Origin of the sequence: Polymorphospora rubra (assembly GCF_018324255.1) — a bacterium.
In the GTDB taxonomy this organism is placed as follows: Bacteria; Actinomycetota; Actinomycetes; order Mycobacteriales; family Micromonosporaceae; genus Polymorphospora; species Polymorphospora rubra.
In genome coordinates, this window is sequence record NZ_AP023359.1 from 7347098 (window position 1) to 7369779 (window position 22682).

Here is a 22682-nt window from a genome sequence, read left to right on the forward strand (position 1 = left end):
CCACGACAGCGTCCACCGACCGGTCACCGGCCATCCTGGACAGATCGACACGCTGCTGCTCGGTCAACGCCACACCGGACGGTCGAACCCCAACCAGCCCGAACCACCGCTGAGGGCCCGATTACGCGCGCTGGTCGACGGCGACGCCTTGCAGCGTCGGCCGCACCCGTGCGCCGCCGCAGTCGCGGGTGAGGTTGCCGCAGGGGCCTGCCAAACGTCAGGACGGTTCGTCCGGCGGGGGGACCCAGGAGGGCATGCTCTTGATGACCACGTCAAGCAGTACGCGTAGTCGCTGGTAGTCCTCGGTGCCCAGCGAATCGCGGATGTGGTTGTCCAGGTGCAGCATGATCCGGTCGGCTCTGGCCGTCTCGCGGCGCCCGCTGTCGGTGAGCTGCAACTCCTGGATGTTGGAGTGGCGCGGATGGGTCCGACGTTCGATCAGGCCGCGTTCGACGAGCTTCACGACCAGCGGCGTGATCGCCTGTGGCGTCACCCCGACCACGCGGGCCAGTTCGGCGCCGGTCAGGCCGGGCGTCACCCCCAGGTTGGCCAGGACGGCGTAGAGCGAGCCTGACACGCCGACCTTGCGCAGCGGCGGCTCCTTGGCGGCGAGCACGGCGAGGTCGGCCCGGCGCAGTGTCGACGCGACGCGGCCGAGCATCTCCTCGCGGTCAAAGGTCACTGCCATTTCGTCGGTCACGGCCACGGAGCCTACCGCACCTTGACCCGAGTTCACGTCTTGTGCCGCATCAAGACTTTGATACTCTCGTCACGTTCGTCGATACTCTCGCCCCGCCGACGATCCATCCGCTCAGGTGCACTGAGCACGGGAAGGGGATCATGGATATGTACTGGACGCAGAGGGCTGACCAGCCACACGGGAGATCCCGCCGGACGCTGATCGCCACGAGCCTCGCCCTCGGCCTGCTCACCGTCACGGGTGCGTGCGGCACCGATGGAAATCCGGCCGAGACAGCCGGTTCGGGCCTGACCCGACTGGTCATCGACTTCAGTCCGACCGCCAACAACGCGCAGCTCTCGCTCGGTATCGATCAGGGGATCTTCGAGCGGCACGGCTTCGAGATCGACCAGGTGCCGGGCTCCGGAGCCAGCGCCAACAGCGTGGCGCTGCTCCTCAACGGACAGATCCAGCTGGCCGTCAGTGAGATCACCGCAGTGCCGGCCGCTGTCGCCGCCGGCTTCCCGGTGGAGATCGTCACCTCACTGGTCACCGACTACGAGTCGCCGGAGGGGGACGCGTTCTCCCTGGTCGTGCCGGAGGCCAGCGGCATCCGGTCGTTCGCGGACCTGGCCGGCCGGACCGTCGCCGTCAACGGCCTGGAGAGCTTCTTCGATCTGACCGTCCTCGAAGCGGTGCGCCGGGCGGGCGGCGACCCGAGCGCGGTCCGGATCGTCGCCGTGCCGTTCGAGGACCAGGTCGCCGCGCTGCGGCAGGGCCGCGTCGACGCGATCAGCACCCTGGAGCCGTTCGCGGGCCAACTGTTGACCGGCGGGTTCCGTTCCCTCGGCAACCCGGCCACCAGCGCTCTCGGCCCGCGCAGTGTGCCGAGCATCCTGATGGGCTCCCAGCGGTTCGTGGACCGGAATCCGGACGTGATGCGCCGTTTCCTGCAGGCCTGGGGCGAGGCGACCGCCTACGCCAACGACAACCCGGAAGCGGTCCGCGCGACCATCGTACGGACCACCGGTGCGCCCGCCGAGGTGGTGGCGGAGCTCCCGCTGCCCTGGTACGTCAGCGGGATCGACCGACGCTCGGCCGAACTCGTCGCCCGGCTGATGGTCGACCACGGCCGGATCGACAGGGCTCCCGCGCTGGACGAGTTCACCTGGTCGGAGTCGCCGGACGCGCACGACCTCCAGGCGCCCCCGCGCGGCCTCCGGGTCTCGGAGTAGCCGATGAGACCCACCCTGCTACTACCCGTCCTCACCACGGCAGCGCTGCTCGGGAGCTGGGAGGCGCTGTCCGGCTCGGGCACCCTCCCGGCCGAGGTCCCGTCGGTCTCCGACATCGCCGCCTGGCTCTGGGCCAACATCGGCACCGCCGTCCTGTGGACGGCCGTGTCGCAGACCCTGGCACACTGGGCCGTCGCCCTGGCCATCGGCGTCACGGTCGGCGCGATCGTCGGCACGGCCATGGCGAGCGTCCCTGTGGTCAACGAGCTGCTGCTCGGCACGGTCGAGTTCTTCCGACCGATCCCGGTCGTGGTCTACCTACCCATCATGTTGCTGCTGCTCGGCGCCAGGCCCGTGGTGGTGGTGCTCCTGGCGGCGGTGGCGGCCCTGTGGCCCATGCTGCTCCAGGCGTTCTCCGGCGTAAAGGACGTCGACCCGGTCACCGTCGACACGGCACGGGTGTTCGGACTGACCACACCGCAGCGGTTGGTCTGGGTGACGGTTCCGAGCATGTTGCCGTACTTCTTCACCGGCCTGCGGATCGCGTCGACGATCACGCTGCTCGTGGCGATCGCGATGGAGCTCATCGGCGCCGTTCCCGGGCTCGGCAACACCCTGGCCACGTACGCGGGCAACGGCCTGTACGACGCGACGTACGGCGTCATCGTCATCGCCGGCCTGCTCGGTGTCGGCCTCAACGCCGTCTTCGAGCGGCTGGAACGGCGGGCGCTGCGCTGGCACTCCGCCTACCGGACGCAGCACGCATGGGGAGGTCAGGCGTGATGAGAACCGGCCTTCGGCTGCTCGTACCCGTGCTGCTCGTCCTGCTCTGGTGGACGACCTCGGCGGGGAGCACGTCGCCCTTCTACCCGCCGCTGCGCGAGGTGCTGGCCGCCTTTGAGGAGTCCTGGCTGTTCGCACGAGTCGGCTCGGACCTGGTCCCGAGCGTCACCCGGCTGCTCGCCGGCCTGCTGATCGCGACGGTCATCGGGATCGTCGTCGGCGCCGCGCTCGGCCGCAGCCTGCTGCTCGCGCAGGCCCTGAACCCGGCGCTGCAGTTCTGCCGTTCCCTACCCGGCACCGCACTGGTGCCGATCAGCGTCGTCCTGTTCGGCATCGGCGACGGCTCGAAGATCCTGGTCATCACGTTCGTGTGCGTGTTCCCGGTGCTGTTGAACACGGTCGACGCGGTACGCGGGATCGATCCGCAGTTGGAGGACGTGGCCCGTTCGTACCGGCTCACCCGGGCGCAGCGGCTGACCTTCGTGCTGCTGCCGGCGGCGGCACCGCAGATCTTCGCCGGCATCCGCACGGCGCTGGGGATCGCTTTCATCATGATGGTCGTCACCGAGCTGTACGCCGCGACCAACGGCGTCGGCTTCGTCACCCTCAGCGCGCGCAACTCCTTCGACGTGCCGCAGATGTGGGCCGGCACTGTGCTGCTCGGCCTGCTCGGGGTGGCGCTGAGCACCCTCTTCCTCCTCCTGCAACGACGCGTCCTGCGCTGGCACATCGGAATGACGGAAAGGACCTGACAGTGCTCTCGGTAACGAACCTGCGGAAGACGTACGGCTTTGGTGGCCAGGCTGTGGAGGCGATCCGCGACCTGACCCTGACGGTCGGCAAGGGCGAGTTCGTCTGCATCGTCGGGCCCTCCGGCGCCGGCAAGACGACCGTGCTGAGGTGCCTCTGCGGCCTGCTGAAGCCGTCGTCGGGCACGGTCACCCTCGACGGCGTCCCGGTCACCCGGCCGCCGAAGCAGATCGCCTCGGTGTTCCAGGACTACAGCCGCTCGCTGATGCCCTGGTTCACCGTGCAACGCAACGTCGGCCTGCCGCTGCGCAACCGGTACCGGTCGGCGGCCGACCGCGCCGAACGGGTCGCCACGGCGCTGGACGCGGTGGGTCTGGGTGGGTTCGGAGACCGATACCCGTGGCAGCTCTCCGGTGGCATGCAGCAGCGCGTGGCGATCGCCCGGGGGCTCGCGTACGCCCCGGAGATCCTGCTGTTGGACGAGCCGTTCGCCTCGGTGGACGCACAGACCCGCGCGGACCTCGAAGACCTGATCCTGCGGGTACGCGACGACACCGGCGTCACCATGCTGCTCGTCACGCACGACATCGACGAGGCGGTCTACCTGGCGGATCGGGTGGTGGTGATGTCCGCGCGCCCGAGCGTCGTGCTCGAAACGGTGCAGGTCGATCTCCCCCGCCCGCGTGACCAGATGGCCACCAAGCGCCTGGCCCGGTTCGCGGAGCTGCGCGCACACGTGCTGACGCTGATCCGGCGCACGGCCCTCGACGGCTCGGCGCCGACGCCTCACCATCATTCGACGATCGGGGAACGACGATGAGCACGCAGACCGTGAACAGCACCGCTCCCCGCGACGGCGCCCCGGGTGCCACCGGCGACGAGGTGATCACCCTCGACCAGAGCACGGGCCGGGAACTGGCCCGCTACCGGGCAGCCGGTCCGGAGCAGGTGGGTACGGCGGTCCAGGGCGCACGAACGGCCGCCGGGCCGTGGTGGGACCTCGGCTTCGACGGCCGGGCGGTACGACTGCGTGCCTGGCGCCGGGAGATCGCCCGGGGCGGGGAGGACCTGGCGGCACTGATCCGCGCCGAGAACGGCAAGTCCCTGGAAGACGGCCGGGCAGAGGTGCTCTCCGTTCTCGGGCATCTGACCTTCGTGCTCGACAACGTCGAACGGGTCCTCGGCCGCCGCGCGGTGCCCGCTCCAGCCGCGTCGCCGAATCAGCGGGCGTGGGTGGAATACCTTCCTTACGGGGTGGTCGGCGTGATCGGGCCGTGGAACTTCCCGCTCGGCACCCCGGGAGCGATCGTCATCCACGCCCTGGCCGCCGGCAACGCCGTCATACTCAAGCCCAGCCCGGTCACCCTGGAGTCGGCGTGTGGCTGGCCCGGTCCTGGCGGCAGGCCGTACCTGACCTGCCCGACGCCTTCCAGACCGTCGTCGGCTTCGCCGCCACCGGCCAGAACCTCACCACCGGCGTGGACAAGATCGCGTTCACCGGCAGCGTCCGCTCGGGCCGGGCGGTGGCCGCGGACTGCGCCGCGCGCCTGACCCCGATGCTGCTGGAACTCGGCGGAAACGATGCCGTCGTGGTGGCCGAGGACGCCGACCTGGACGAGGCCGCCGCCCACATCACCTGGGGCGCGCTCCAGAACGCCGGCCTGGGCTGCATCAGCCTCGAAGTGGCCTACGTCGTCGACGCCGTGCACGACGCCCTGGTGGAGAAGATAGCCGCACACGCCGGTCGGGTGCACGCCGGTAGCGACGACGACGACCAGATCGGCCCGGTCCCACTGCCCGCTCAGCTCGCGGTCATCCGCCACCACATCGCCGACGCCCTCCAGCGGGGCGCCACCGCCGTGATCGGAGCACCGGCCGACCGGACCACCGGCGACCGGTACGTCCAACCCACGATCCTCGTCGACGTCCCGCCGGACGCCCTGGCCGCGACCGAGGAAACCTTCGGGCCGGTGCTGTCGATCGTCCGGGTCGGCGACACCGAGGAGGCGATCACCCGGATCAACGCCAGCCCGTACGGCCTGGGCAGTGCCGTGTTCAGCCGCGACCGGGGCGAGGACATCGCCCGCCGCCTGCGCGTCGGCATGACCAGCGTCAACGACGCGCTCGCCTTCTCACAGAACGCCGGGCTGCCGTTCGGTGGGCGCGGAGACAGCGGTCACGGCCGCAAGCACGGCGACGAAGGACTCCTCGAGTTCGTCTACCCGCACGCCATCACCGTCAAGACCGGCCCCACCCCGGCATCCACGACCACCTTCGCCCGTCCACCCGGCGCCATGGCCAGAGCCCTCGCCGCCGCGCGTGACCGGCTGCTTGCCGAGGACGAGCGGACGGAGGGGAACTGACTCCATGGGCGACCAGATATCGCACCTGCTGGACCGGATCGCGACGGGATTCAGCCACCCGCCCCGCTCACCGGTGCTGCGCTCGCCGGACGAGGTCGGGCTCGACTTCGAGGAGGTCACCTTCCTGTCCCACGACGGGGTGCCGCTGGAAGGCTGGTTCCTGCCCGCGCCGGGCTCGGCCAAGCTGGTCATCGCGAACCACCCGATGGGCTTCACCCGCGCCGGCCTGCCCACCCACCTGGAGCCCTGGCACTCGGCCTGGGCAGCCAGCGGCAACGGCTTCGAAGTCGACTTCGTTCCCGACTACCAGATCCTGCACGACGCCGGCTACCACGTCCTCGCCTACGACCTGCGTAACCACGGCCTCAGTGGCGCCGGCAACGGCGGCATCAGCTCGAGCGGGCTCTTCGAGGCCCGCGACGTCGTCGGCGCACTCACCTATGCCCGGCACCGCCCGGACACCCGCGACGCGGCCATCGGCCTGTTCAGCCGATGCCTCGGCGCCAGCTCCACCTTCGCCGCCATGACCCAGTTCCCCGAGGCGTTCGGGGCGTACGCTGCCTTGTCGCGCCCCAGCCGGTAACCGCGCGCGTCATCATGGAACGCCGACTGGCGATGCTCGGCGCGGCGGGACGGCTCAACGACCTCGAACAGCTCATCATCCGGCACACCGGCATCGACTTCGCCCGCCGCAGCCCGCAGGAATGGGCTCGCAACGTCCGCGTCCCCACCTTCCTGTACCAGGTACGCGACGACGTCCTCACCGACCCCAGCGACGTCCAGACGATGTACGACAACATCCCCATCACCGAAAAGAAGCTGCACTGGATCGAAGGGACGACCGCGCGCTGGGACGGCTACCTGGAGTTCCAGCGTCGCCCTCAGCCCATGCTCGACTGGTTCGCAACGCATCTGTCCTGACTGGTGTTCGCGCCATCGCGACCATCGACAGATGCGGTCGAAGGGTCGGAGTCACCTGGGACGACGACGGTATGAGTCGGCCGCACCGCGCCCTGCGAGGTGGTCTCCGTCGACCTGCTCAGGTGGTGAAGGTGTGCCTCGAACGCCGCGGGCCTTCGAGGCACACCTTCCTGCCCGCCGCTATGGCTGTTCCCACTGCCACGGCCAGCCGTGCAGGGTGCGGGCTGGTGGCGGCGGGCAGGGAGAGACGGAGGTTCGAGGAATCGGCTCGTCCAGGGCGATCTGCGCCTGGTGGGTTCCACGCTGTGGCACGCGGCCACCGTACGATCTTCGGTTGTCCTTACGAACCATCGATGATCGCGCGGTGGCCGCCCTCATGTCCACGCCTTGTCCGAGGCCGAAGCCGAGTGACGTTGGAGTGTCAGCGCTGCAGTGTCAGCAGGCCCGGCCGGTAGGGCAGGCGGCCGTAGTCGCCGCCGGAGTTGGGGTCACGTCCCTGGTAGAGCAGTTGCAGATTGCAGGGATCAATGGTCATGGTTTGGTCGGCGTTGCTGCGAATCAGTTCGCCGTGGCTGATGTCGTTGGTCCAGGTGGCGCCGCTGTTGGCCTTGCCCGCGAAGGGGTTGCTCTCGGTCGCGGCCTGTGGTGTCCACGAGCCGCCGAGACTGGTGGCCGTGAACGAGCGGAAGTATCGCCCCTGTGCCCCGATCGCCTCGACGAGCATGAGGTACCGGTTCTCGTCCCGGAGCTTGTAGACCTGGACTCCTTCGAACAGGTTGTTCGTCGTGTCACTCATGACTATCGTCGAGGTGGAGCCGAAGCTTCCCGGGAAGTTCCCGATGGGCATGCTGGCCCGGTAGATCCTGCCGTTGTCTCCGGCGAAGAACAGGTACATGTTTGCGCTGTCGCCGATGAGTGCCTGATCAATGGGTCCGGTGCTGGAGTTGGAGATGCTTCCAGAGAAGAGTACCTGCTGTGACGACCATGAGTTGACATTGGTGGGGTCGTTCGATGTCCGGTAGGAGAAGGCGGTTCCACCCCACTGGTAGGCGAGCACCCAAATGTTCCTGGGGGCGAAGTAGAAGAGTGTAGGGGCAACAGCAGAGAAGGGCATCGCGTTCTGGCTGGTCGAGGCCATGTCGGACCAGTTCGCGAAAGGGCCGAAGTTCATCGAGCCCCACGTCGTACCCGTGTCGTGCGTCGTCGCGTAGACGAGATGCCTGCCGTTGTACGGGGCGTGGGTGAAGTCCTTTAGTGATACCCACCCCGACCTTGGATTCGCCAGCGATCCCGTCGAGCTCCAGCGGTATGTCGAGGGAAGAGCACAGGTGCCAGGCGGCGGCGTGGTGGGATTGGTCCCGCCGTCGACGCGGACGAGTTGCCACTGCTGGTTGTTGCCGCCCCAGTCGTCGTACTGCACGATGTTGCCACCGTCAGCGGTCGAGGCGCCCTGCACCTCCACCACCTTGTTGCTATTCCGGTTGATCAACCGAACGTAGCCACCGGCGGAGTCCGCCAGCCGGAACTGCTGATTGAACCCGTTACCGTCGCTCCACTGCACAATGCTGGCACCATTGGCCGTCGACCAGTTGTAGACGTCCAGCACCTTGCCTGACAGCCGGGACTTCAACCGGTAATAGCCACCGCCGGAGTCAACGAACTGCCACTGCTGCTGGTTGCCGTTGTTCCGGGTCCACTGCGTGATCCGCGCCCCGTCGTTCGTGGCCAGGTTGTACACGTCCAACGCCTTGCCACTGTTACGGTTCACCAGCACATACCACGCACCGGTGTCCACTGTGGCTGCGGAGGCAGCCGGCGCGCCGGCCACCACTGCGACACCGCCGCCGGCCAACGCAACCGCCGCCATCACCGCCAGCCACCGCCAGCGACGATGGACAGGCGAGACCATACCGACCTCGTTCATGTTTCTCCCTGAGTAGGGTTCGACACCGCCGACATCCGCTCCGCGGTCGGCTGGAGCGGTTACGCATGCACGGCGGACGGACGATGCCCGGATCAGGTCGCCAGGCCGGCCCAGGGCAAGGCAACCCCATGAATCGACGCTCGACACGATCCAAGTGTTAGCGATCACAACGCGCGGCAGGCGGCGCCATCCACCTGCGACAATCCGGACGCCACCAGTGCCGACCATCGAAACAAGTGGATATTACTTTAATGTTTCAGCCTCATCAAGGGCAAGAGCAGCGGAGTTGCAATATTGCCCGTGGGGTCGAGTCGACATTGAGGCGCAAACTCAGCAGCTACACCCTCGAGCACTTGCCTTCCGTACCCGCGCCACGCTGGGCACGATGTGAGCGCTCACATCGGTCTCGAGTCAGGTGCGTCAGAGTGGTAGACGGTCGGCCATACGCCGCCGACGAAGGCGTCCCTGCGTCTGGACGCGACCGAGATCCGGGTGCGCCGACCCCGCGTCGGCACACCGGGGCACGGGGCGTTCGGGTCCAGTGAGGCCCGGCAGAACACGATCACCAACTCCCGGAAGGTGACAGTACCCGCGCCCCTTCATGCGATCGCCATACGGATAGTGCTACTATCCGATAGTGCGAATATCCGAGCTGTCCAGGCGCTCCGGCGTTCCGCTGTCGGCGGTGAAGTACTACCAGCGGGAGGGCCTGCTCCCCGAAGGGGTGCGATCGGCCCCGAACCAGGTCGACTACGGCGACGCGCACGTGCATCGCGTCCGCCTGATCCGTGCCCTCCTGGAAACGGGGGGCCTCTCCGTCGCCGCGACGAAGGAAGTCATCGCCGCACTGGATGCGGAGGATGCCCCCTGGCGGAGACCTTCCGCGTCGCGCAGCACGCGATGAGCGCTCCGCGGGCGGCCGAGTCGGCACCGAGCGAGGCGGCTCGCCAACGGATCGCCATGTTGGCTCGATCGCTGGGTTGGGAGGTGACCGACGACAACCCGGGCATCGACGCCGCGGCACGCGCCCTGGACGGGCTCCGCGCGATCGGGTTCGACGCCCCGGACCCCTATCTCGACGCATATGCCGCAGCGGCGGCGACCGTCGCCGCCGCCGACCTTCGCGCCCTCTCCAGCCTCACCACGCCCGACCAGGTGGCCGAGCTGATGGTCGTCGGCACAATCCTCGGTGACCCACTGTTCGCCGGATTGCGTCGCCTCGCCCAGCAAGACGTCACCCGAACCCTCTTCCCCGACGACGCGAAACGAGCGCCATCATGACCACCAACCCCACCCACGTCATCCTCGGCGGTAACGGCGTCATCGGACGTCAGGCCGTGCGCGCCCTCATCGCCCGCGGCGAGCGTCCGGTCTCCGTCGGCCGACGGCCCGCAACGGTCGACGGAGCACGGTCGGTGACCGCCGACCTCCTCAACGCTGCCGACGTCTCCCGAGTCCTCGACGGCGCTCACGTCGCCTACCTCACCGTGGGCCTGCCGTACTCCGCCCGCGTGTGGGCGCAACAGTGGCCGACGATCCTGCGCAACACCGTTGACGCGGCCATCGAGCACGGCACCCACCTGGTCTACCTCGACAACGTCTACGCATACGGCCAGGTCGACGGCCCCATGACCGAACAGAACCCGATCAACCCCCGCAGCCAGAAGGGCGAGGTGCGGGCAGCCGCGCTCCGCACCCTCGACGACGCCGCGGCCCGCGGCCTCACCGTCACCATCGGGCGAAGCGCCGACTTCTACGGACCCGCCGCCTCAACCAGCGTCTTCAACACCTTCGCACTCGACAAGATCGCCGCCGGCAAGACCGGTACGTGGCTCTTCGACGCCGACCAGCCGCACTCCCTCACCTACACCCCCGACATCGGCGACGCCCTCGCCATCCTCGGCACCGCATCCGAAGCGCGCGGCCGCACCTGGCACCTGCCCACCGCTCCAGCCCTCACCGGCCGCCAATACATCGAGCTCGCCGCCGGCCCCGGTGCCCGAACCAACGTGATGGGTCGCACGACCGTGCGCATCGGTGCGCTGTTCAACGCGGCCGCCCGCGAAACACTCGAGATGGCCTACCAATACACCGCGCCCTACATTCTCGACTCCCAGGCGTTCGAAACAGCCTTCGGCATCACCGCGACCCCGACCGCACAGGGCATCGCGGCCTCACTCGACGCGGCACGAGCGACAACATAAGCGTGACAACGATCCTCCGGGTCCTGGCGGAGCTGGTTGGCCAAGGTCAGGGTCATCGTCTCGACCGCGCCCTCGGTCATGGCGAACGAGGTCTGGGTGGCGTTGGCCATCCTGGTCGCCACGGACGAGATGGGAGTTGACGTGATCGTCTGCGGCGCAGGCGTTCCGGGCCCGGCGCGTCGGGCGTCCGAGCCGCAGACGATCAAGCCCCCGGGTGCGCCGCCGGCAGCCGTCACCTCGGTCATGCGCCAGGCGGCGTTGATCAGGCCGACGTGGGCGAGCGTTCGGACGCGGGCCGGGCTCAGCGCACCTGTTCGGTGGAGAACTGCATCCGCGGCGTGGCGTAGAACTCCTGAGCCTGCACCAGACGGAGTTCGCGGTCGCCGGACCGGTAGGTGGTCTCAATCAGATCGAACACGCTGGAGGCCGTACGTTCCAGCGACACCGCCGCATCCTTGGTCGCGACGTAGTGGGCGGTGAACAGGGCGGCGGTCACGTCACCGGACCCGTTCGCCTTGAACGGCAGGTGCGGGGTGGTGACGAGCCAGGCGCCGGTGCCGTCCACGACGAGCATCTCGATCGTGCCCTCCTCCCGGTCCGGGCGCTCCACGCTCGTGACCAGCACGGTCGCGGGCCCCATGGCCCGGGCGAGGTCGGCCGAGGCGAGGGTCGACTCGATGCTCGCCGGCTCGGTGCCGGTCAGAAATCCCAGCTCGAACTGGTTGGGAGTGATGATGTCGGCCACCGGCACGACGCGGTCCCGCAGCAGGTGGGGAATCTCCGGCGCGGTGAAGCATCCCGACTTGGCGTTGCCCATGACCGGATCGCACGCATAGACGGCCGAGGGGTTCGCAGCCTTCACCCGGCGTACGACGTCAACGATGACGTCACCGATGCCCACGCTGCCCTGGTACCCGGACAGCACGACGTCGACCTGCGGGAACACTCCGCGCTCCTCCACACCGAGGAGAATCTCGGCCACATCCGGCGGCGGGATGAGCGGCCCTCGCCACGCACCGTAGCCCGTGTGGTTGGAGAAGTTCACCGTAGGAACCGGGACGACCTCGACACCGATGCGCTGCAGCGGGAAGACGGCCGCGGAGTTCCCCACATGGCCGTGGGCAACCGCTGACTGGATGGACAGAACCTTCATCCGCCCAGCTTAGGGGCCATCCCAGATGGTGATGTGCTGGCCCGGCCTGCCATCACTCTTTGCGTGATGGTCGATGTGGACAACTTGGTGCGGACCCGGGCCCCGGACGGCCTCTGGCAGGCTGCGCAGCCGTTGATCCCGGCCCCTGCGCTCCGGCCGCAGGGTGGCGGGAAGCGGCGGGCTGACGACCGGGCTGTCCTGGCCACGATCGTCTACCTGGCCCAGGCCGCCTGCTCCCGGCCCAAACTTCCCGCGGTGCAAATCACAGCCAGTTCAAGCACCGACCCAGACCGATGCGCGGACTCCGTACCGACCGTACCGCCCAGACGATCATCACCGGCCACGCCCTCGTCCAGAACCTACGACGCGGACACTACGGATTCGGACTCGACGGCCCGCCCGCAACGAAAAGGGCCCGCGAAGTCACGCCAGCCGGCGCGTACTTGCGATGGCGCCTGGCGCCGGACAGCCGTCGCGGGCGGCTGATGCAGGAGGAGGCCGGTCGCGGCTCTGAGATCGTCGATGGTGCTGCCGCCCCCGTCAGGACCAAGGTCGAACACCGCCAGGGCCTTGCGCAGGCTCGCGAGAGCACCCGCGTGAGGCTCGTCGCCGGCCGACCATTCGATCGTGACCACCGCCCCAGGAAGCCAGCGCATGGCCTCGCGCAGCAGTTCGGTGTGCTCGGACACCGGGCCTGGCAAGAGCCGCTCCAGCACAGGGACGCTACGGAGGTCACGGGGCCGGAACATCGCCAGCCACAGCAACGGCGTCGCATCGGTCGCGCCGGCGAGGACGTGTTCCTCTGCTTCGAAGTCGGCGTAGTGCTGCGACGGGTAGACGCTCTCGTACGGGCTGACGTCCAGGTACGCCTCCCGGCTCACGCTCCGAACGCGACCGGACGTCCGGTCCCATGCGGCCAATGACCCGACCCCGAGCGGTCGCGCCCGGCGTTGTCAGACCCTCGAGCCGGATTGACTTGTCGCAAAGCTTGACGCATTCTTCTGAGACAAGGGTTGCGACAAGGGAGTGTCATGCCGGAGGGAACCTTGCCGACCGTTGGCCCGCCGATGCGTCCGGCCGACCTTGACCGGGCCGGCACGTGGTTGGCCGGGCACGGCCTGGGCGACGTCCGGCCGACACCGTTGCTGGCGACACGTCTGGCGGTCCGGCGACGTACCCGGCTGGCCGCTTCCGTCCTGCTGGCCGCGTTCATCATGGCGGTTGCCCTCACCTACGTCGGCGGCATGGCTGACGGGTCCGGGAACCGGCGCTGGTTGCCGCTGGTGTTGACGGCGCTGGTGGTCGGGTTGGTGCTGGCCCAGTGGTCGCTGGACTGCTGGGTGCGGCGGGTCGACCGGCGCGCCGGTGCGACGTTGCCGCGACGGGCGGCTCACCCGGTTCGGCTCGGCTGGCGTACCGTGCTCGGCTGGCCGCGTGCCGCGTTCGCGGCTGCCACGTTCGCGGGCGCGATGGCGCTGGCGATCGGCGCCCTGACACTGGACGACTCCACCGCGAGGTACGCGGCGGTCATCCTGCTCATCGGGCTGTGCGGGCTCGCGGTCGGGATTGTCGTCCAGCTGCGCCATGTTCTGACGCACCCGGTCGTGGCCGACGACGAGGCCTCGCTGACCGCCGATGTCATCATGCGGGTCGAGGACGCCCGGGTCGGCGCCGTGCCGACGTCGGTGTGGTCGGTGTGGTCGCTGCCGGTGGTGTCGGTGTTCAGTACCGCATTCGGCTGGTGGAACGCTGCCTGGATCGTCTTCATCGTCCTGAGCGTCATCGCGCAGGCCCTGATCGAGGCGCGGACCGCTCGGACCGCCATGGTGGCGCGGCACGTCATGAGCGCCCCGTGAACCGAATGATCGTCATCGACACGGCCTCACCCGTCCCGCCGTTCGAGCAGCTCCGTGCTCAGCTCGCCCGGCAGATCCAGGACCACACGCTCGCCGTGGGCACCCGGCTGCCGACGATCCGTCGTCTGGCCGCAGATCTTGGCCTGGCCGTCAACACCGTCGGCCGGGCCTACCGGGAGCTGGAGGAGGCAGGGTTGATCGAGACTCGCGGATCAGCCGGCTCGTTCGTGTCCGCGGCCGGCGAGAAGGGACGCGAACGGGCGAGTCGCGCCGCCGCCGAGTACGCCGCCGTCATCGCCAGCCTCGGCATCGACGCCAACGAGGCCATCCGCATCGTCCAAGCGGCGCTGACCAGGAGCATCGCGGTATCCCCCGCCACACGCGACCCGAAAGAAGCCTGACATGGCCCTACCCCACAGCCTCCCCCAGCGCATCTTCCTGCTGGCCTACAACCCGGACAAAGGCAGGGTCGGCCTGGGCACCAACCTGGGGCCATGCTCCGCGCCGCGGCCCTCGCCGACCTTCTCCGAGGCGGTCACCTCACCGACAAACGCGGTCGCGTCGCCATCGACGTCCGACACCCCTGCCGCGATCCCGTCCTTGACGCGCTCCTCGAAGAGATCGCCGGCTCCAAGCCACACACATGGCAGTCCTGGATCGGCCACCGGCAGCGCGCCGCTGTCCGAGCGGCACACCAGCAGCTCAACGATGGCGGCTGGGTCCACCTCCAACCCCACAAAATTCTCGGGCTGTTCCCCACCAGCAGGGTGACCATCCGCGACCCCCGCGTCCGCAAGGAACTCCTCGACCGGGTCAACACCGCCCTGCACGAACCCATCGGCAGCATCGACCCCGCCGACGCCGCACTCGTGGCCATCATCGCCGCCGGCGACCTCACCCTCGTCCTCGACCGCAAGACCCAACGCGCCAACAAACAGCGCATCCAGGAACTCACCGAGCTGAGCGGACCGATCGGCCCGGCTCTGCACAAGTCGATCCAGGCCGCTGCGATCGGTGAGGTTTAAGCAGCGGGAGCCGCACGTCGTGGAGGTCGAGACCGGCTTCCGCCCGACGTGCCGCCGGTGCGACACCGCGACCGGAGTACGACCCGGTGTGGATCACGCTCAACGAGCGCCCGCCACACGGCAGCGGAGACGAACGCCTCGACCGGCACCCGGCCACGGCCACGCCAGCCACGTACCGGGCGCCCGACGCTCGGCGCTGAACGCCGCCTCACCGGAAGCAAGAAGGCAGCCGCAGAAACCCACTCGGCAGGGTAGGTACGGCTGATCTTGCAGAGGTCAAGCCGGGTCGCCGAGAGCAGAACTCCGCCCCGACCGGCCGGTACCGGCGCGATCGAGGCGGCTGTGCATCTGCTGGCCACCGCCATCGAGGAGGGCCGGGCCCGCCCTCGATGAGCGGCGTGCTGGCCGGCGCCGCCTACCGCCTGCTGCTGCCCTGGCGGCGGGGCCCCGGCCGGTGGTCAGCGCAGATGCCGGGCGAAGAACCCGGCCGCGTCCTCCCCTGCGAACTGCGGGACACCGGTATGCCCGCCCATGTTGGCGTGCAGCGACTTCTCCCTGGAGCCGAAGGCGTCGAACAGGTCCAGGGCCGCCTGCCGGTCGTTCCCTTCGTCATCCCACTGCAGCAGGACATGCAGCGGAATGGTGACCTGTCGGGCCTCCTCGAACATGGTGCGAGGCACGAAACTCCCGGCGAAGAAGCCGGCGGCCACGATGCGCGGCTCGACCACCGCAAGCCGGATGCCGACGGAGATCACTCCCCCCGAGTACCCGACCGGGCCGCCGATCTCGGGCAGTGCCAGGAGGGCATCCAGGGCGGCCTGCGATTCCGGGACCGCCTTGTCGACGAGCGGGAGGATGAGGGCGTCGACAATCTCTTCGCTGACCGGCTCGCCAGCCTCCAGCACCCGGCGCAGGTCGGCGCGGGCCTGCTCGGCGGCGGCCCAACGGGGCCGGTCACCGCTGCCGGGGAGCTCGATGGTGGCCGCAGCGAAGCCCTCCGTCGCGGCGTGCTGGGCCCGAGCCACCAGACGGGGGTACATCTTGTGCAGTCCAAGCGGGGGGTGGCCGAGCAGGATCAGCGGGACCGGTGCGGATGCGGATGCGGGCGTCCACAGGATGCCGGGGATCTCACCGAGAGTGAATTCGCGTTCGAGGACGCCGTCGTCCAGGCGCTGCTCAGTAGTGAATCGCATGGTCGTGCCTTTCGGGAGTGCTCGTGAACGGCGCTCCCGGACGACCTATCGCCCGACCGTGACCCCAGAGGGGAGCACCCATGTTGAAACGTTCACGGGTACCACCTCCTCGGTCTCTCGCACGGCCCTCAGGAAGCTAGCAGCGGCCGTCGTGATCCGCCAAACGTGTTTTCTGCGGAGGCTCCGGTACGCAGGGTCGTTGTCCCGGCCGCCTGATACTCGATCTGAACGGCTGTGCCTCGACGCTCGGGGTCGGGGCACAGCCGTTTGCCGTCTTCTCACATCGAGCTCCTCGTAGCGGGATGCATTGTCCAGAGCCGATGGGCGCAGTCGTGTCAGGGACCGGTCCGCAACCCCTGACCAGGACAAACGCATGCAGCCGCAGGTAGGGCGGAGACAATTCGCGCAGGTCAGGCCCGTGGGCGCCGTTCAGCGCCGTTGGGAGCGGCCCGCTGCTCCCGATCTGCTCCCCCGATTCCGCCTGGACCGATGTCGGTCAGGACGGGCCAGGGCCTGCCGCGGCGCGGTAATGGACCAGGGCCTGCGCGATGAGGGGCAGGTCGGCGGCGAGCCGTTGACTCAAACGGTCGAGGTCGTCGATGACCAGGGCGTCCAGGTCGGGGCGCCACCGAAGGTCCCGTGCGAGGTCGTCGGTCAGCGGTGACTGGGGCAGCGGTACGGCTATCAGGGCAGGCGGTCGTCCCGGTGCGAGGTGTGCGAGTTCGACCCGTGCCAGGTCGGTCCACGGCAGGTCATACCGGTACCGGGCATCCGGCTGGTAGGTGATCCCATCGGTGTGGACCACCAGGCGCGGGTAGGTCCGCAGGCCGACGATCAGCAGGCCGATCGCTACCAATGTCAGGAGCAAACCCGTGCCCAGCACAATGCTGCCCGCCGCGAGCAGGCCGTTGTCGCTGTCGGAGTCCAACCTGTTCAGCACGAGCAGCGTCAGGCCGGCTGCCGCGACGACGCCGGCCGGCACGGCCGCGATCGTGCCCAGGATGCTGGCGGCGGACCGGGACCGGGCGAATCCAGCTCCCTTGCGCGGCCGCCAGGTCGCGGCGCGACGGACCAGCATAACGGTGCCGGCCACGCCGGCGAGCGCCAGCGGTCGGGTGAGCATGGTGACGAGGGAGGCGGCGGTCAGCAAGGTGGTCAGCACGGCCAGCATGGCCCAGACCATCGGCGGCACCGACGATGCCCGCCGCGTGCCCACAGGTCGGTTCGGAGGCGGCGTGGCTGGAGGGTGCACAGCGGCAGGCGCGGGGCCGGGAGCGGCGGGCCAGCCGGGTCCGAGCGGCAGGTCCGGCGAGCCCCAGCCGGTCGTCGGCACCGGTACCGGGGTGACCGCTGCCGGTGCCATGCCGGGCGACACTGACGCGACCCGCGGACTCGGCAGCCTGGGCGGCACAGTGTCCGCTGTAGACCATTCGGTGTGGGCGGCGTGCAGCGCGCCCTCCGCGACTACCAGTTCGGGCTGTTCGAGGACGGTCGGTGCCACGCCGGTGACGTGGTGCAGCGTGGTCGCGGCGAGCGGGACCCGGGACGCGCCACCGACCAGGAACACGCCAGCGAGGTTGCCTGCGGTGGCGCCTGACCGGGCCATCACCTGCCTGGTCAACACCGCGGCCCGCTCCAGGTACGGGCGTGCCGCCGCTTCGAACTCCTCTCGCCCCACTGGCACCTCACGCTCGACCAGAGGTACGTGTAGCCCGGCGCTGGACTGGCGGGAGAGCATTTCCTTGGCGCCGCGCGCGTCGTCCCACAGCGTGCGGAAGTGCCGCTGGTCGGCCGGGCCGGACGGCGCCGTGAGCCGCTGCCACGCCGCCGGGTCGATATCTTCGATGGCAGCACCGACCCGCGCGACCACCAGCGCGTCCAGGTCCAGGCCGCCGAAGTCGGCCATGCCATCGACGTCGCAGACCTCAAAGCCGGTTCCGGTACGGCGCACGACGCCGACGTCGAAAGTGCCCGCACCAAGGTCGTACACCACGAGCAGATGCCCGGGACGGACCGCGTGCCCCAGCACGGCGGTGAAGTATCCGGCCGCCGCGACCGGCTCCGGCACCAGCGTCGGAGCGGGAAGGCCGGCACGGGTGGCAGCGCCCACCAGTACGTCGCGGCGCACCGCCCCCCATCCGGCCGGATAAGTCATCGTGACCCGGGCCGGCGGGAGGCCACAGGCCCGAACCGCCTCGACCGCCACCCGAACCAGCGTGGCCGCGACCGCTTCTACAAGCGGCACCGACCGGTCACCCAACAGCAGAACACCCTCATCGACGTGGCGTTTCGGATACGGCGCGAACCGGGCCGGGTCGAGCCGGGCGCTGTGCACCGCGTCCCGACCAGCGACCAGGTCCCCGTCCGAGCCCAGAAACAGCGCGGAGGGCAGCAGGGGCGATCCGTCGAACAACAGCGGCCGGCACCGGCCATCTGGCCAGCGCACCACCGCAACAGTGTGCGACGTGCCGTAGTCGATTCCCAGGTGATGTCTCGACACCGCGCCAAGTCTAACGACCTTGTGCGCAGTAGGGCGCTGGGCGCCGGTCGGTCGATGTGGTCGATGATCTGCGGATGTCGGTCTGTTGGGCGCGTCGCGTCTTCAGCCATCCCGCGTTCACCGGGATCTCCGGTCACCATCTGCACCTGCTGCGGTCGGAGTTGTATCCCTTGTGGATCGCCGGGCGTGAGGGCCGGCTGCACGCCCGGCGCGGTGGGCGCAGGCAGCGTGAGGCAGGTGTGGGCCAACTGCCGGTGTTGGCCTTCGTCGACCGGCTGGTGGTGACGCAGGCCCACCTGCGTCTCGGCATCCCGCACGAGGCCGTGGCGGTGGCGTTCGGGTGGACCGTACGACGGCGACCCGGGCGATCGGTCAGGTCTGTCCGCTGCTGGCCGGACGCGGCTGAGCGGTGTCGAACGGCGTGCGGTTGCGGACGCTGGCCGACGTGTTCGCCTACGCCGTGTTCTGCCAGGGAATCGGAAGATCATCAGACGGTGGCCTTCTCAATGTCGAGCACCGACACACCGATTCCACAAAGGATCGCCACTGCGATCGGCCGCCGAGGGTAAAGAACAAGCTGAGACGACCCGTTAACCAGCCGACCTGTCGGTCAGCAGGGAAAGGCCTTCGGCTGTTAGGTCGAGGCGGGGACGCTGGTGTCGTAGCCGGTGTCGCCACCGGCCGTGCTCGTACGCCCGGTGTCCACCTCTACCTCGACGACGATGTCGTGCCGTACCGGCGTATACGGCCGGGGCAGCGCCGGGTTCAGTTGGCCCGACCAGTTTTTCCGGGAAGTGGCTGGGGCCATGAATTCTCCTCCGGACTGATCGGCTGCAGGAGACCGGCGAGGTCGTGGCGCTGGGCGCGGTTCAGCAGATGTGTCCGGCCGAGGTAGCGCAGGCGCCCGCGGGTGTCGTAGCGGCCGACGAGAAGCTTCTCGGGGTGCCTGCCGATCCGGGGCGACCGACCGCGGCTTCCACGGTGCGATACGCCCGGATCTTGCGCCAGCCGCGCCGCCCCGGCTCGTATCGTCCGCCGCACCGCTTGACGACGACGCCCTCCACGCCGACCTCGGGCCAGGTTCGCAGCCATTCCCGGGCCTCGTGGACGTCGGTGGTCTGCGGGCAGAGGACGAGATTCGGCGGCGCGTCGATGAGCAGCCACGCCAGGCGGCTCCGCCGTTCGTGCGGCGGCCGGTCGAGCAGGGATTCGCCGCCGGGGGCGCTGAGCAGATCGAAGACGACGAAGTGTGCTGGGTGACTTCGGGCGATCTCCGCGAGCTGACGTCCGGGCGGTCACCCGGCGCCGCAGCAGCGCGAAATCGGTCCGGGCCTCGGCCCGGACAATCAGTTCCCCATCGAGCACCGTACCGGGAGCCAGCGCCAGCAGAAGTCCGGCGATGTCAAATGGTGACGTCGGTTATCGGAACTGTCCGAATGCCTGTCGTATGGCTATCTGCGCGGCTTCGGACACAAGTTGAACCTCCGGGCCTGGCACTGCAAGATCGTCGTCGGATTCGTGTCGGCGAGTTAGGAAACCACGGCGCTGTGAGGTCCAGGGCTGCTCCGCTTGCCGTCGGATGGCAAGCTCGTGTCCCATGATCGAGGATTTCGCGAAGGGCCATCTACACGGCCAGCTCAGGCGGACACGTCAGGCGCTGGTCTGGAAGCTCGAGGGCCTGTCCGAGTACGACGTCCGGCGTCCCTTGACAGCGACGGGGACCAACCTCCTTGGCCTGGTGAAGCACTTGGCAACCCTGGAGGCCTGGTATTTCGGTGAGGTCTTCGCCCGCCCATACCCGGAGCCGCTGGGGCGATGGCAGGACGCGGACGGCAGCGACCTGTGGGTGACCTCGGGCGAGACCCGCGAGCAGATCATCGACTTCTATCAGCGTGCCTGGGGACATGCGGACGCGACGCTCGACGAGCTTCCCATCGACGCGCCTGGCCACGTGCCATGGTGGCCACAGCCCGACGTCAAGCTGTTCAACATCATGGTCCACGTCCTTCTGGAGACCAGCCGGCATGCCGGACACGCCGACATCCTGCGTGAGCAGCTCGATGGCCGGACCGGGGTGAGGGCTGAGTACGAGGAGCAGATCGACACGGCGGCCCGGGAGGCGTACTGGGCGAAGATCGAGCGGGCTGCGCAGGAAGCGGCCGGCGGCTCGCATCATGCCGACCTATCCGACGCGCATCGCGCGGCGGGGACGTCCTGAGAAATCCGGATCTCGTGTAGGTTCGCCCGTAAGGGCGGTCATCGTCGCGGCAGCGGTCGCGTTCATCATGTCCCTGTTCGGCACGCCGGTGGCGATTCGCGTCTTCACCGCGCTCAAGGCCGGCCAGCCGATCCAATCCATCGGGCTCGCCAGCAAACAGGGCAAGAAGGGCACGCCCACGATGGACGGCGTCGTCTTCATCGTGGCGACCGTCTTCGCCTACGTCGCCGGGGATCTCGACGAGGCTCCGTTCGTACCGGTCATAGCGCTCGAAGCGATCCACGTCCACGGCCAGTGACGCTACGTGGATACACGCTGGCGGCTTCAGCCCGGAGCCCGGCTTCGGACACAAACGCTTGCTACCTCGCCGCTCCGAACGAGTTCCCGGATCGCCGCGGTCATGGCCGCCACGCCCGGTTCCGGAACGATTAGTTGATCAACAGCCCGGAAGTAGCTGCCGTTCGCGACTTCACCAGTCTCCTTCCACTTGGCAAGCAGACGACGGACCTCGTCGACAGTGAAGATTGTCAGCGCCCAACTGGATCCGTCAGAAAGGTCGACGAACACATCCACGTTGGCCACGGACTCCTCGGCGTCCGTGTCGGGGCCGAGAAGGAACCGGGCCACAGATGTCGAGTCCGTGATAGTCACGGAGGATCGGCACCGCCCATACGCCAATCATGCCGCATATTCGTCAGCAGCTCGGAATCGTACGCAGGATCTGCTTACGAGCCCGTCACGCGCTGCGATGCGTGGCCACAGCACTGCGGGATCGTCACAGGGGGACGATCCCTGGGCCGAGCTGGTGGATCCGGCCGCAAACTGACCACGTAGGACCTGGCCGACCTCAGCCGCTCTGCTCAGTGGACGCAGCCCGCGTGCCCGGCCAGCGCGACCATGACCGCGTCCAGGACAGGCCTACGGCGCCGGTAAGCGGTAGGTCCGCGGCCGTGAAGCGGGCGTGGTCCGTGCTATTACGCCTTGTACAAATGGAAGTAGTGGATGCGAGCGGCAAGGGTGGGATCGTGGCGGGCAAGCAGAGCAACCGACTGGTCGTCGAGCACGAGCAGGTCGTCGGAGTTGACTACTCGGTGCACAGCCCTACCGGGCTGGTCGGTGTCGGTGCCCGCTTCGAACGATGTCGCTTCGATGGACTCCGCTTCCAGAACGTGGCGTTCGGCTCCGGCATGGAGTTGTCGCAGTACGTCGAGTGCTCCTTCGACGGCGCGGTACTCACCGGCGCCGCCGGCTATTCGCGGTTCGTCGGCTGCACCTTCCGCGGTGCGGAGATCCGCGATCTGACGGCGGACTACCTGGAACTCATCGACTGCGTCTTCACCGGACGGATCAGGTCGACGACCTTCTGGGCGCCCCGGCCCCAGGCTCCGCCGAGCGTTTTACGAGCGACCTGGCATTCCTGGAGAAGCAGGGCCAACCGGAACCTCCGGGATACCGCACGCTCGCCCTGCGGAAATCCAATGAGATGCACGGCAACGACTTCTCTGGAGCCGACCTGGTCGGCGTCGCCTTCCGCTACGGCGTCGATCTGACCCGGCAGCGCCTACCTGCCCGTTCGGACTACCTGTACCTCCCGGACGCCGAGGCCGCTCTGCACCGGGCGCTGGCGCTGCTCGTCGACCGGCCGGCAGACGATCTCACTGCTCGGGTCGAACACTCCCTGCGGCGAATGCTCGACCGTGAGGTCGGCACCGGTCAACGGCAGGTGCTGTTCCGCGAGGTGGACTACTCGAGCAAGGGGGTTCTGAGGCCACCCGACCGACTCATGTTCGACGTCCTGAGGAAGGCCGCCGCCTCGTAGTCGCGAACAACGCGGTGACCACCTCTCCTGACCACCGGACAAGTCCGCAACGCGACCTC

Annotated in this window: 24 protein-coding genes and 2 pseudogenes; 17 read left to right on the forward strand and 9 right to left on the reverse strand. The window is 68.8% G+C overall.

What is annotated here, in order from left to right; all coding sequences use genetic code 11:
- Window positions 1–217: 217 nt before the first annotated feature.
- Window positions 218–700, reverse strand: coding sequence for a MarR family winged helix-turn-helix transcriptional regulator (locus tag Prubr_RS32045; protein ID WP_212818862.1), 483 nt, complete (start codon window positions 698–700; stop codon window positions 218–220).
- A gap of 140 nt (window positions 701–840) precedes the next feature.
- Between Prubr_RS32045 and Prubr_RS32050 the strand changes: the two genes are divergently transcribed.
- From Prubr_RS32050 to Prubr_RS32080, 7 genes and pseudogenes are all read left to right on the forward strand, one after another.
- Window positions 841–1914 (forward strand): ABC transporter substrate-binding protein, encoded by a 1074-nt coding sequence (locus Prubr_RS32050; protein WP_212818864.1) that lies wholly within the window; start codon window positions 841–843, stop codon window positions 1912–1914.
- Between the two features lie 3 nt (window positions 1915–1917).
- On the forward strand, window positions 1918–2697 hold the full coding sequence (locus tag Prubr_RS32055; RefSeq protein ID WP_212818866.1) for an ABC transporter permease: 780 nt from the start codon (window positions 1918–1920) through the stop codon (window positions 2695–2697).
- The gene (locus tag Prubr_RS32060) at window positions 2697–3449 is read left to right on the forward strand and encodes an ABC transporter permease (RefSeq protein ID WP_212818868.1); all 753 of its coding nucleotides are present in this window, start codon (window positions 2697–2699) and stop codon (window positions 3447–3449) included. The genes Prubr_RS32055 and Prubr_RS32060 overlap by 1 nt, the downstream gene beginning before the upstream one ends.
- Before the next feature lie 2 nt (window positions 3450–3451).
- Window positions 3452–4267, forward strand: a complete 816-nt coding sequence (locus Prubr_RS32065; protein ID WP_212818870.1) for an ABC transporter ATP-binding protein — start codon at window positions 3452–3454, stop codon at window positions 4265–4267.
- Window positions 4264–5810, forward strand: a pseudogene (locus Prubr_RS37425) (aldehyde dehydrogenase family protein). Before Prubr_RS32065 ends, Prubr_RS37425 begins: the two are co-directional and overlap by 4 nt.
- Before the next feature lie 4 nt (window positions 5811–5814).
- The gene (locus tag Prubr_RS32075) at window positions 5815–6393 is read left to right on the forward strand and encodes an alpha/beta hydrolase (protein ID WP_212818874.1); all 579 of its coding nucleotides are present in this window, start codon (window positions 5815–5817) and stop codon (window positions 6391–6393) included.
- Window positions 6394–6407: 14 nt separating this feature from the next.
- Window positions 6408–6731, forward strand: coding sequence for an alpha/beta hydrolase family protein (locus Prubr_RS32080; protein WP_212818877.1), 324 nt, complete (start codon window positions 6408–6410; stop codon window positions 6729–6731).
- Between the two features lie 421 nt (window positions 6732–7152).
- On the opposite strand, the gene Prubr_RS32085 is transcribed toward Prubr_RS32080, so the two are convergent.
- Window positions 7153–8655 carry a non-reducing end alpha-L-arabinofuranosidase family hydrolase gene (locus Prubr_RS32085; RefSeq protein ID WP_246567944.1) on the reverse strand — a complete coding sequence of 501 codons (1503 nt, stop codon included), beginning with the start codon at window positions 8653–8655 and terminating at the stop codon, window positions 7153–7155.
- A 637-nt stretch (window positions 8656–9292) separates the two neighbouring features.
- On the opposite strand from Prubr_RS32085, the gene Prubr_RS32090 reads away from it, so the two are divergent.
- The 3 genes from Prubr_RS32090 to Prubr_RS32100 are packed head-to-tail and all read left to right on the forward strand — an operon-like array spanning window position 9293 to window position 10859.
- On the forward strand, window positions 9293–9559 hold the full coding sequence (locus Prubr_RS32090) for a MerR family transcriptional regulator (protein ID WP_212818880.1): 267 nt from the start codon (window positions 9293–9295) through the stop codon (window positions 9557–9559).
- Window positions 9556–9936, forward strand: a complete 381-nt coding sequence (locus Prubr_RS32095) for a hypothetical protein (RefSeq protein ID WP_212818883.1) — start codon at window positions 9556–9558, stop codon at window positions 9934–9936. Before Prubr_RS32090 ends, Prubr_RS32095 begins: the two co-directional genes overlap by 4 nt.
- Window positions 9933–10859: an NAD-dependent epimerase/dehydratase family protein gene (locus Prubr_RS32100; protein ID WP_212818885.1), complete on the forward strand. Its 927-nt coding sequence runs from the start codon at window positions 9933–9935 to the stop codon at window positions 10857–10859. Before Prubr_RS32095 ends, Prubr_RS32100 begins: the two co-directional genes overlap by 4 nt.
- Window positions 10860–11160: 301 nt before the next feature.
- Here Prubr_RS32100 and pdxY read toward each other — a convergent pair whose 3' ends face one another.
- Window positions 11161–12012, reverse strand: a complete 852-nt coding sequence (pdxY, locus tag Prubr_RS32105; RefSeq protein WP_212818887.1) for a pyridoxal kinase PdxY — start codon at window positions 12010–12012, stop codon at window positions 11161–11163.
- Window positions 12013–12371: 359 nt separating this feature from the next.
- The gene (locus Prubr_RS32110) at window positions 12372–12893 is read right to left on the reverse strand and encodes a hypothetical protein (RefSeq protein ID WP_212818890.1); all 522 of its coding nucleotides are present in this window, start codon (window positions 12891–12893) and stop codon (window positions 12372–12374) included.
- Between the two features lie 150 nt (window positions 12894–13043).
- Here Prubr_RS32110 and Prubr_RS32115 point away from each other — a divergent pair, with 150 nt between their 5' ends.
- From Prubr_RS32115 to Prubr_RS32125, 3 genes are all read left to right on the forward strand, one after another.
- Window positions 13044–13868 (forward strand): hypothetical protein, encoded by an 825-nt coding sequence (locus Prubr_RS32115; RefSeq protein WP_246567948.1) that lies wholly within the window; start codon window positions 13044–13046, stop codon window positions 13866–13868.
- A 5-nt stretch (window positions 13869–13873) separates the two neighbouring features.
- Window positions 13874–14269 carry a GntR family transcriptional regulator gene (locus tag Prubr_RS32120; RefSeq protein ID WP_212818892.1) on the forward strand — a complete coding sequence of 132 codons (396 nt, stop codon included), beginning with the start codon at window positions 13874–13876 and terminating at the stop codon, window positions 14267–14269.
- Window positions 14270–14362: 93 nt separating this feature from the next.
- On the forward strand, window positions 14363–14893 hold the full coding sequence (locus tag Prubr_RS32125; RefSeq protein WP_212818894.1) for a GOLPH3/VPS74 family protein: 531 nt from the start codon (window positions 14363–14365) through the stop codon (window positions 14891–14893).
- Between the two features lie 458 nt (window positions 14894–15351).
- On the opposite strand, the gene Prubr_RS32130 is transcribed toward Prubr_RS32125, so the two are convergent.
- The 4 genes from Prubr_RS32130 to Prubr_RS38440 form a co-directional block, all read right to left on the reverse strand.
- On the reverse strand, window positions 15352–16086 hold the full coding sequence (locus Prubr_RS32130; RefSeq protein ID WP_212818896.1) for an alpha/beta hydrolase: 735 nt from the start codon (window positions 16084–16086) through the stop codon (window positions 15352–15354).
- Window positions 16087–16582: 496 nt separating this feature from the next.
- Window positions 16583–18586: an Hsp70 family protein gene (locus Prubr_RS32135; protein ID WP_212818899.1), complete on the reverse strand. Its 2004-nt coding sequence runs from the start codon at window positions 18584–18586 to the stop codon at window positions 16583–16585.
- A 634-nt stretch (window positions 18587–19220) separates the two neighbouring features.
- Window positions 19221–19394 carry a hypothetical protein gene (locus tag Prubr_RS32140; protein ID WP_212818901.1) on the reverse strand — a complete coding sequence of 58 codons (174 nt, stop codon included), beginning with the start codon at window positions 19392–19394 and terminating at the stop codon, window positions 19221–19223.
- Window positions 19395–19455: 61 nt separating this feature from the next.
- Entirely contained in the window at window positions 19456–19857 is a 402-nt protein-coding gene (locus Prubr_RS38440; protein WP_212828783.1) for an ATP-dependent DNA ligase, read from the reverse strand.
- 326 nt (window positions 19858–20183) lie between these two features.
- On the opposite strand from Prubr_RS38440, the gene Prubr_RS32150 reads away from it, so the two are divergent.
- Both Prubr_RS32150 and Prubr_RS32155 read left to right on the forward strand, forming a co-directional pair.
- The gene (locus Prubr_RS32150; RefSeq protein WP_212818904.1) at window positions 20184–20804 is read left to right on the forward strand and encodes a DinB family protein; all 621 of its coding nucleotides are present in this window, start codon (window positions 20184–20186) and stop codon (window positions 20802–20804) included.
- A gap of 67 nt (window positions 20805–20871) precedes the next feature.
- Window positions 20872–21042: pseudogene (locus Prubr_RS32155) on the forward strand (phospho-N-acetylmuramoyl-pentapeptide-transferase); the annotation flags it as partial.
- A gap of 86 nt (window positions 21043–21128) precedes the next feature.
- Here the strand turns inward: Prubr_RS32155 and Prubr_RS32160 are convergent.
- Window positions 21129–21455, reverse strand: a complete 327-nt coding sequence (locus Prubr_RS32160; RefSeq protein WP_212818906.1) for a hypothetical protein — start codon at window positions 21453–21455, stop codon at window positions 21129–21131.
- 374 nt (window positions 21456–21829) lie between these two features.
- Between Prubr_RS32160 and Prubr_RS32165 the strand changes: the two genes are divergently transcribed.
- Both Prubr_RS32165 and Prubr_RS32170 read left to right on the forward strand, forming a co-directional pair.
- Window positions 21830–22354 carry a hypothetical protein gene (locus Prubr_RS32165; protein ID WP_212818909.1) on the forward strand — a complete coding sequence of 175 codons (525 nt, stop codon included), beginning with the start codon at window positions 21830–21832 and terminating at the stop codon, window positions 22352–22354.
- Complete coding sequence (locus Prubr_RS32170; protein WP_212818912.1) at window positions 22288–22623, forward strand: hypothetical protein; 336 nt, start codon at window positions 22288–22290, stop codon at window positions 22621–22623. The genes Prubr_RS32165 and Prubr_RS32170 overlap by 67 nt, the downstream gene beginning before the upstream one ends.
- The last annotated feature ends 59 nt before the right edge of the window (window positions 22624–22682 follow it).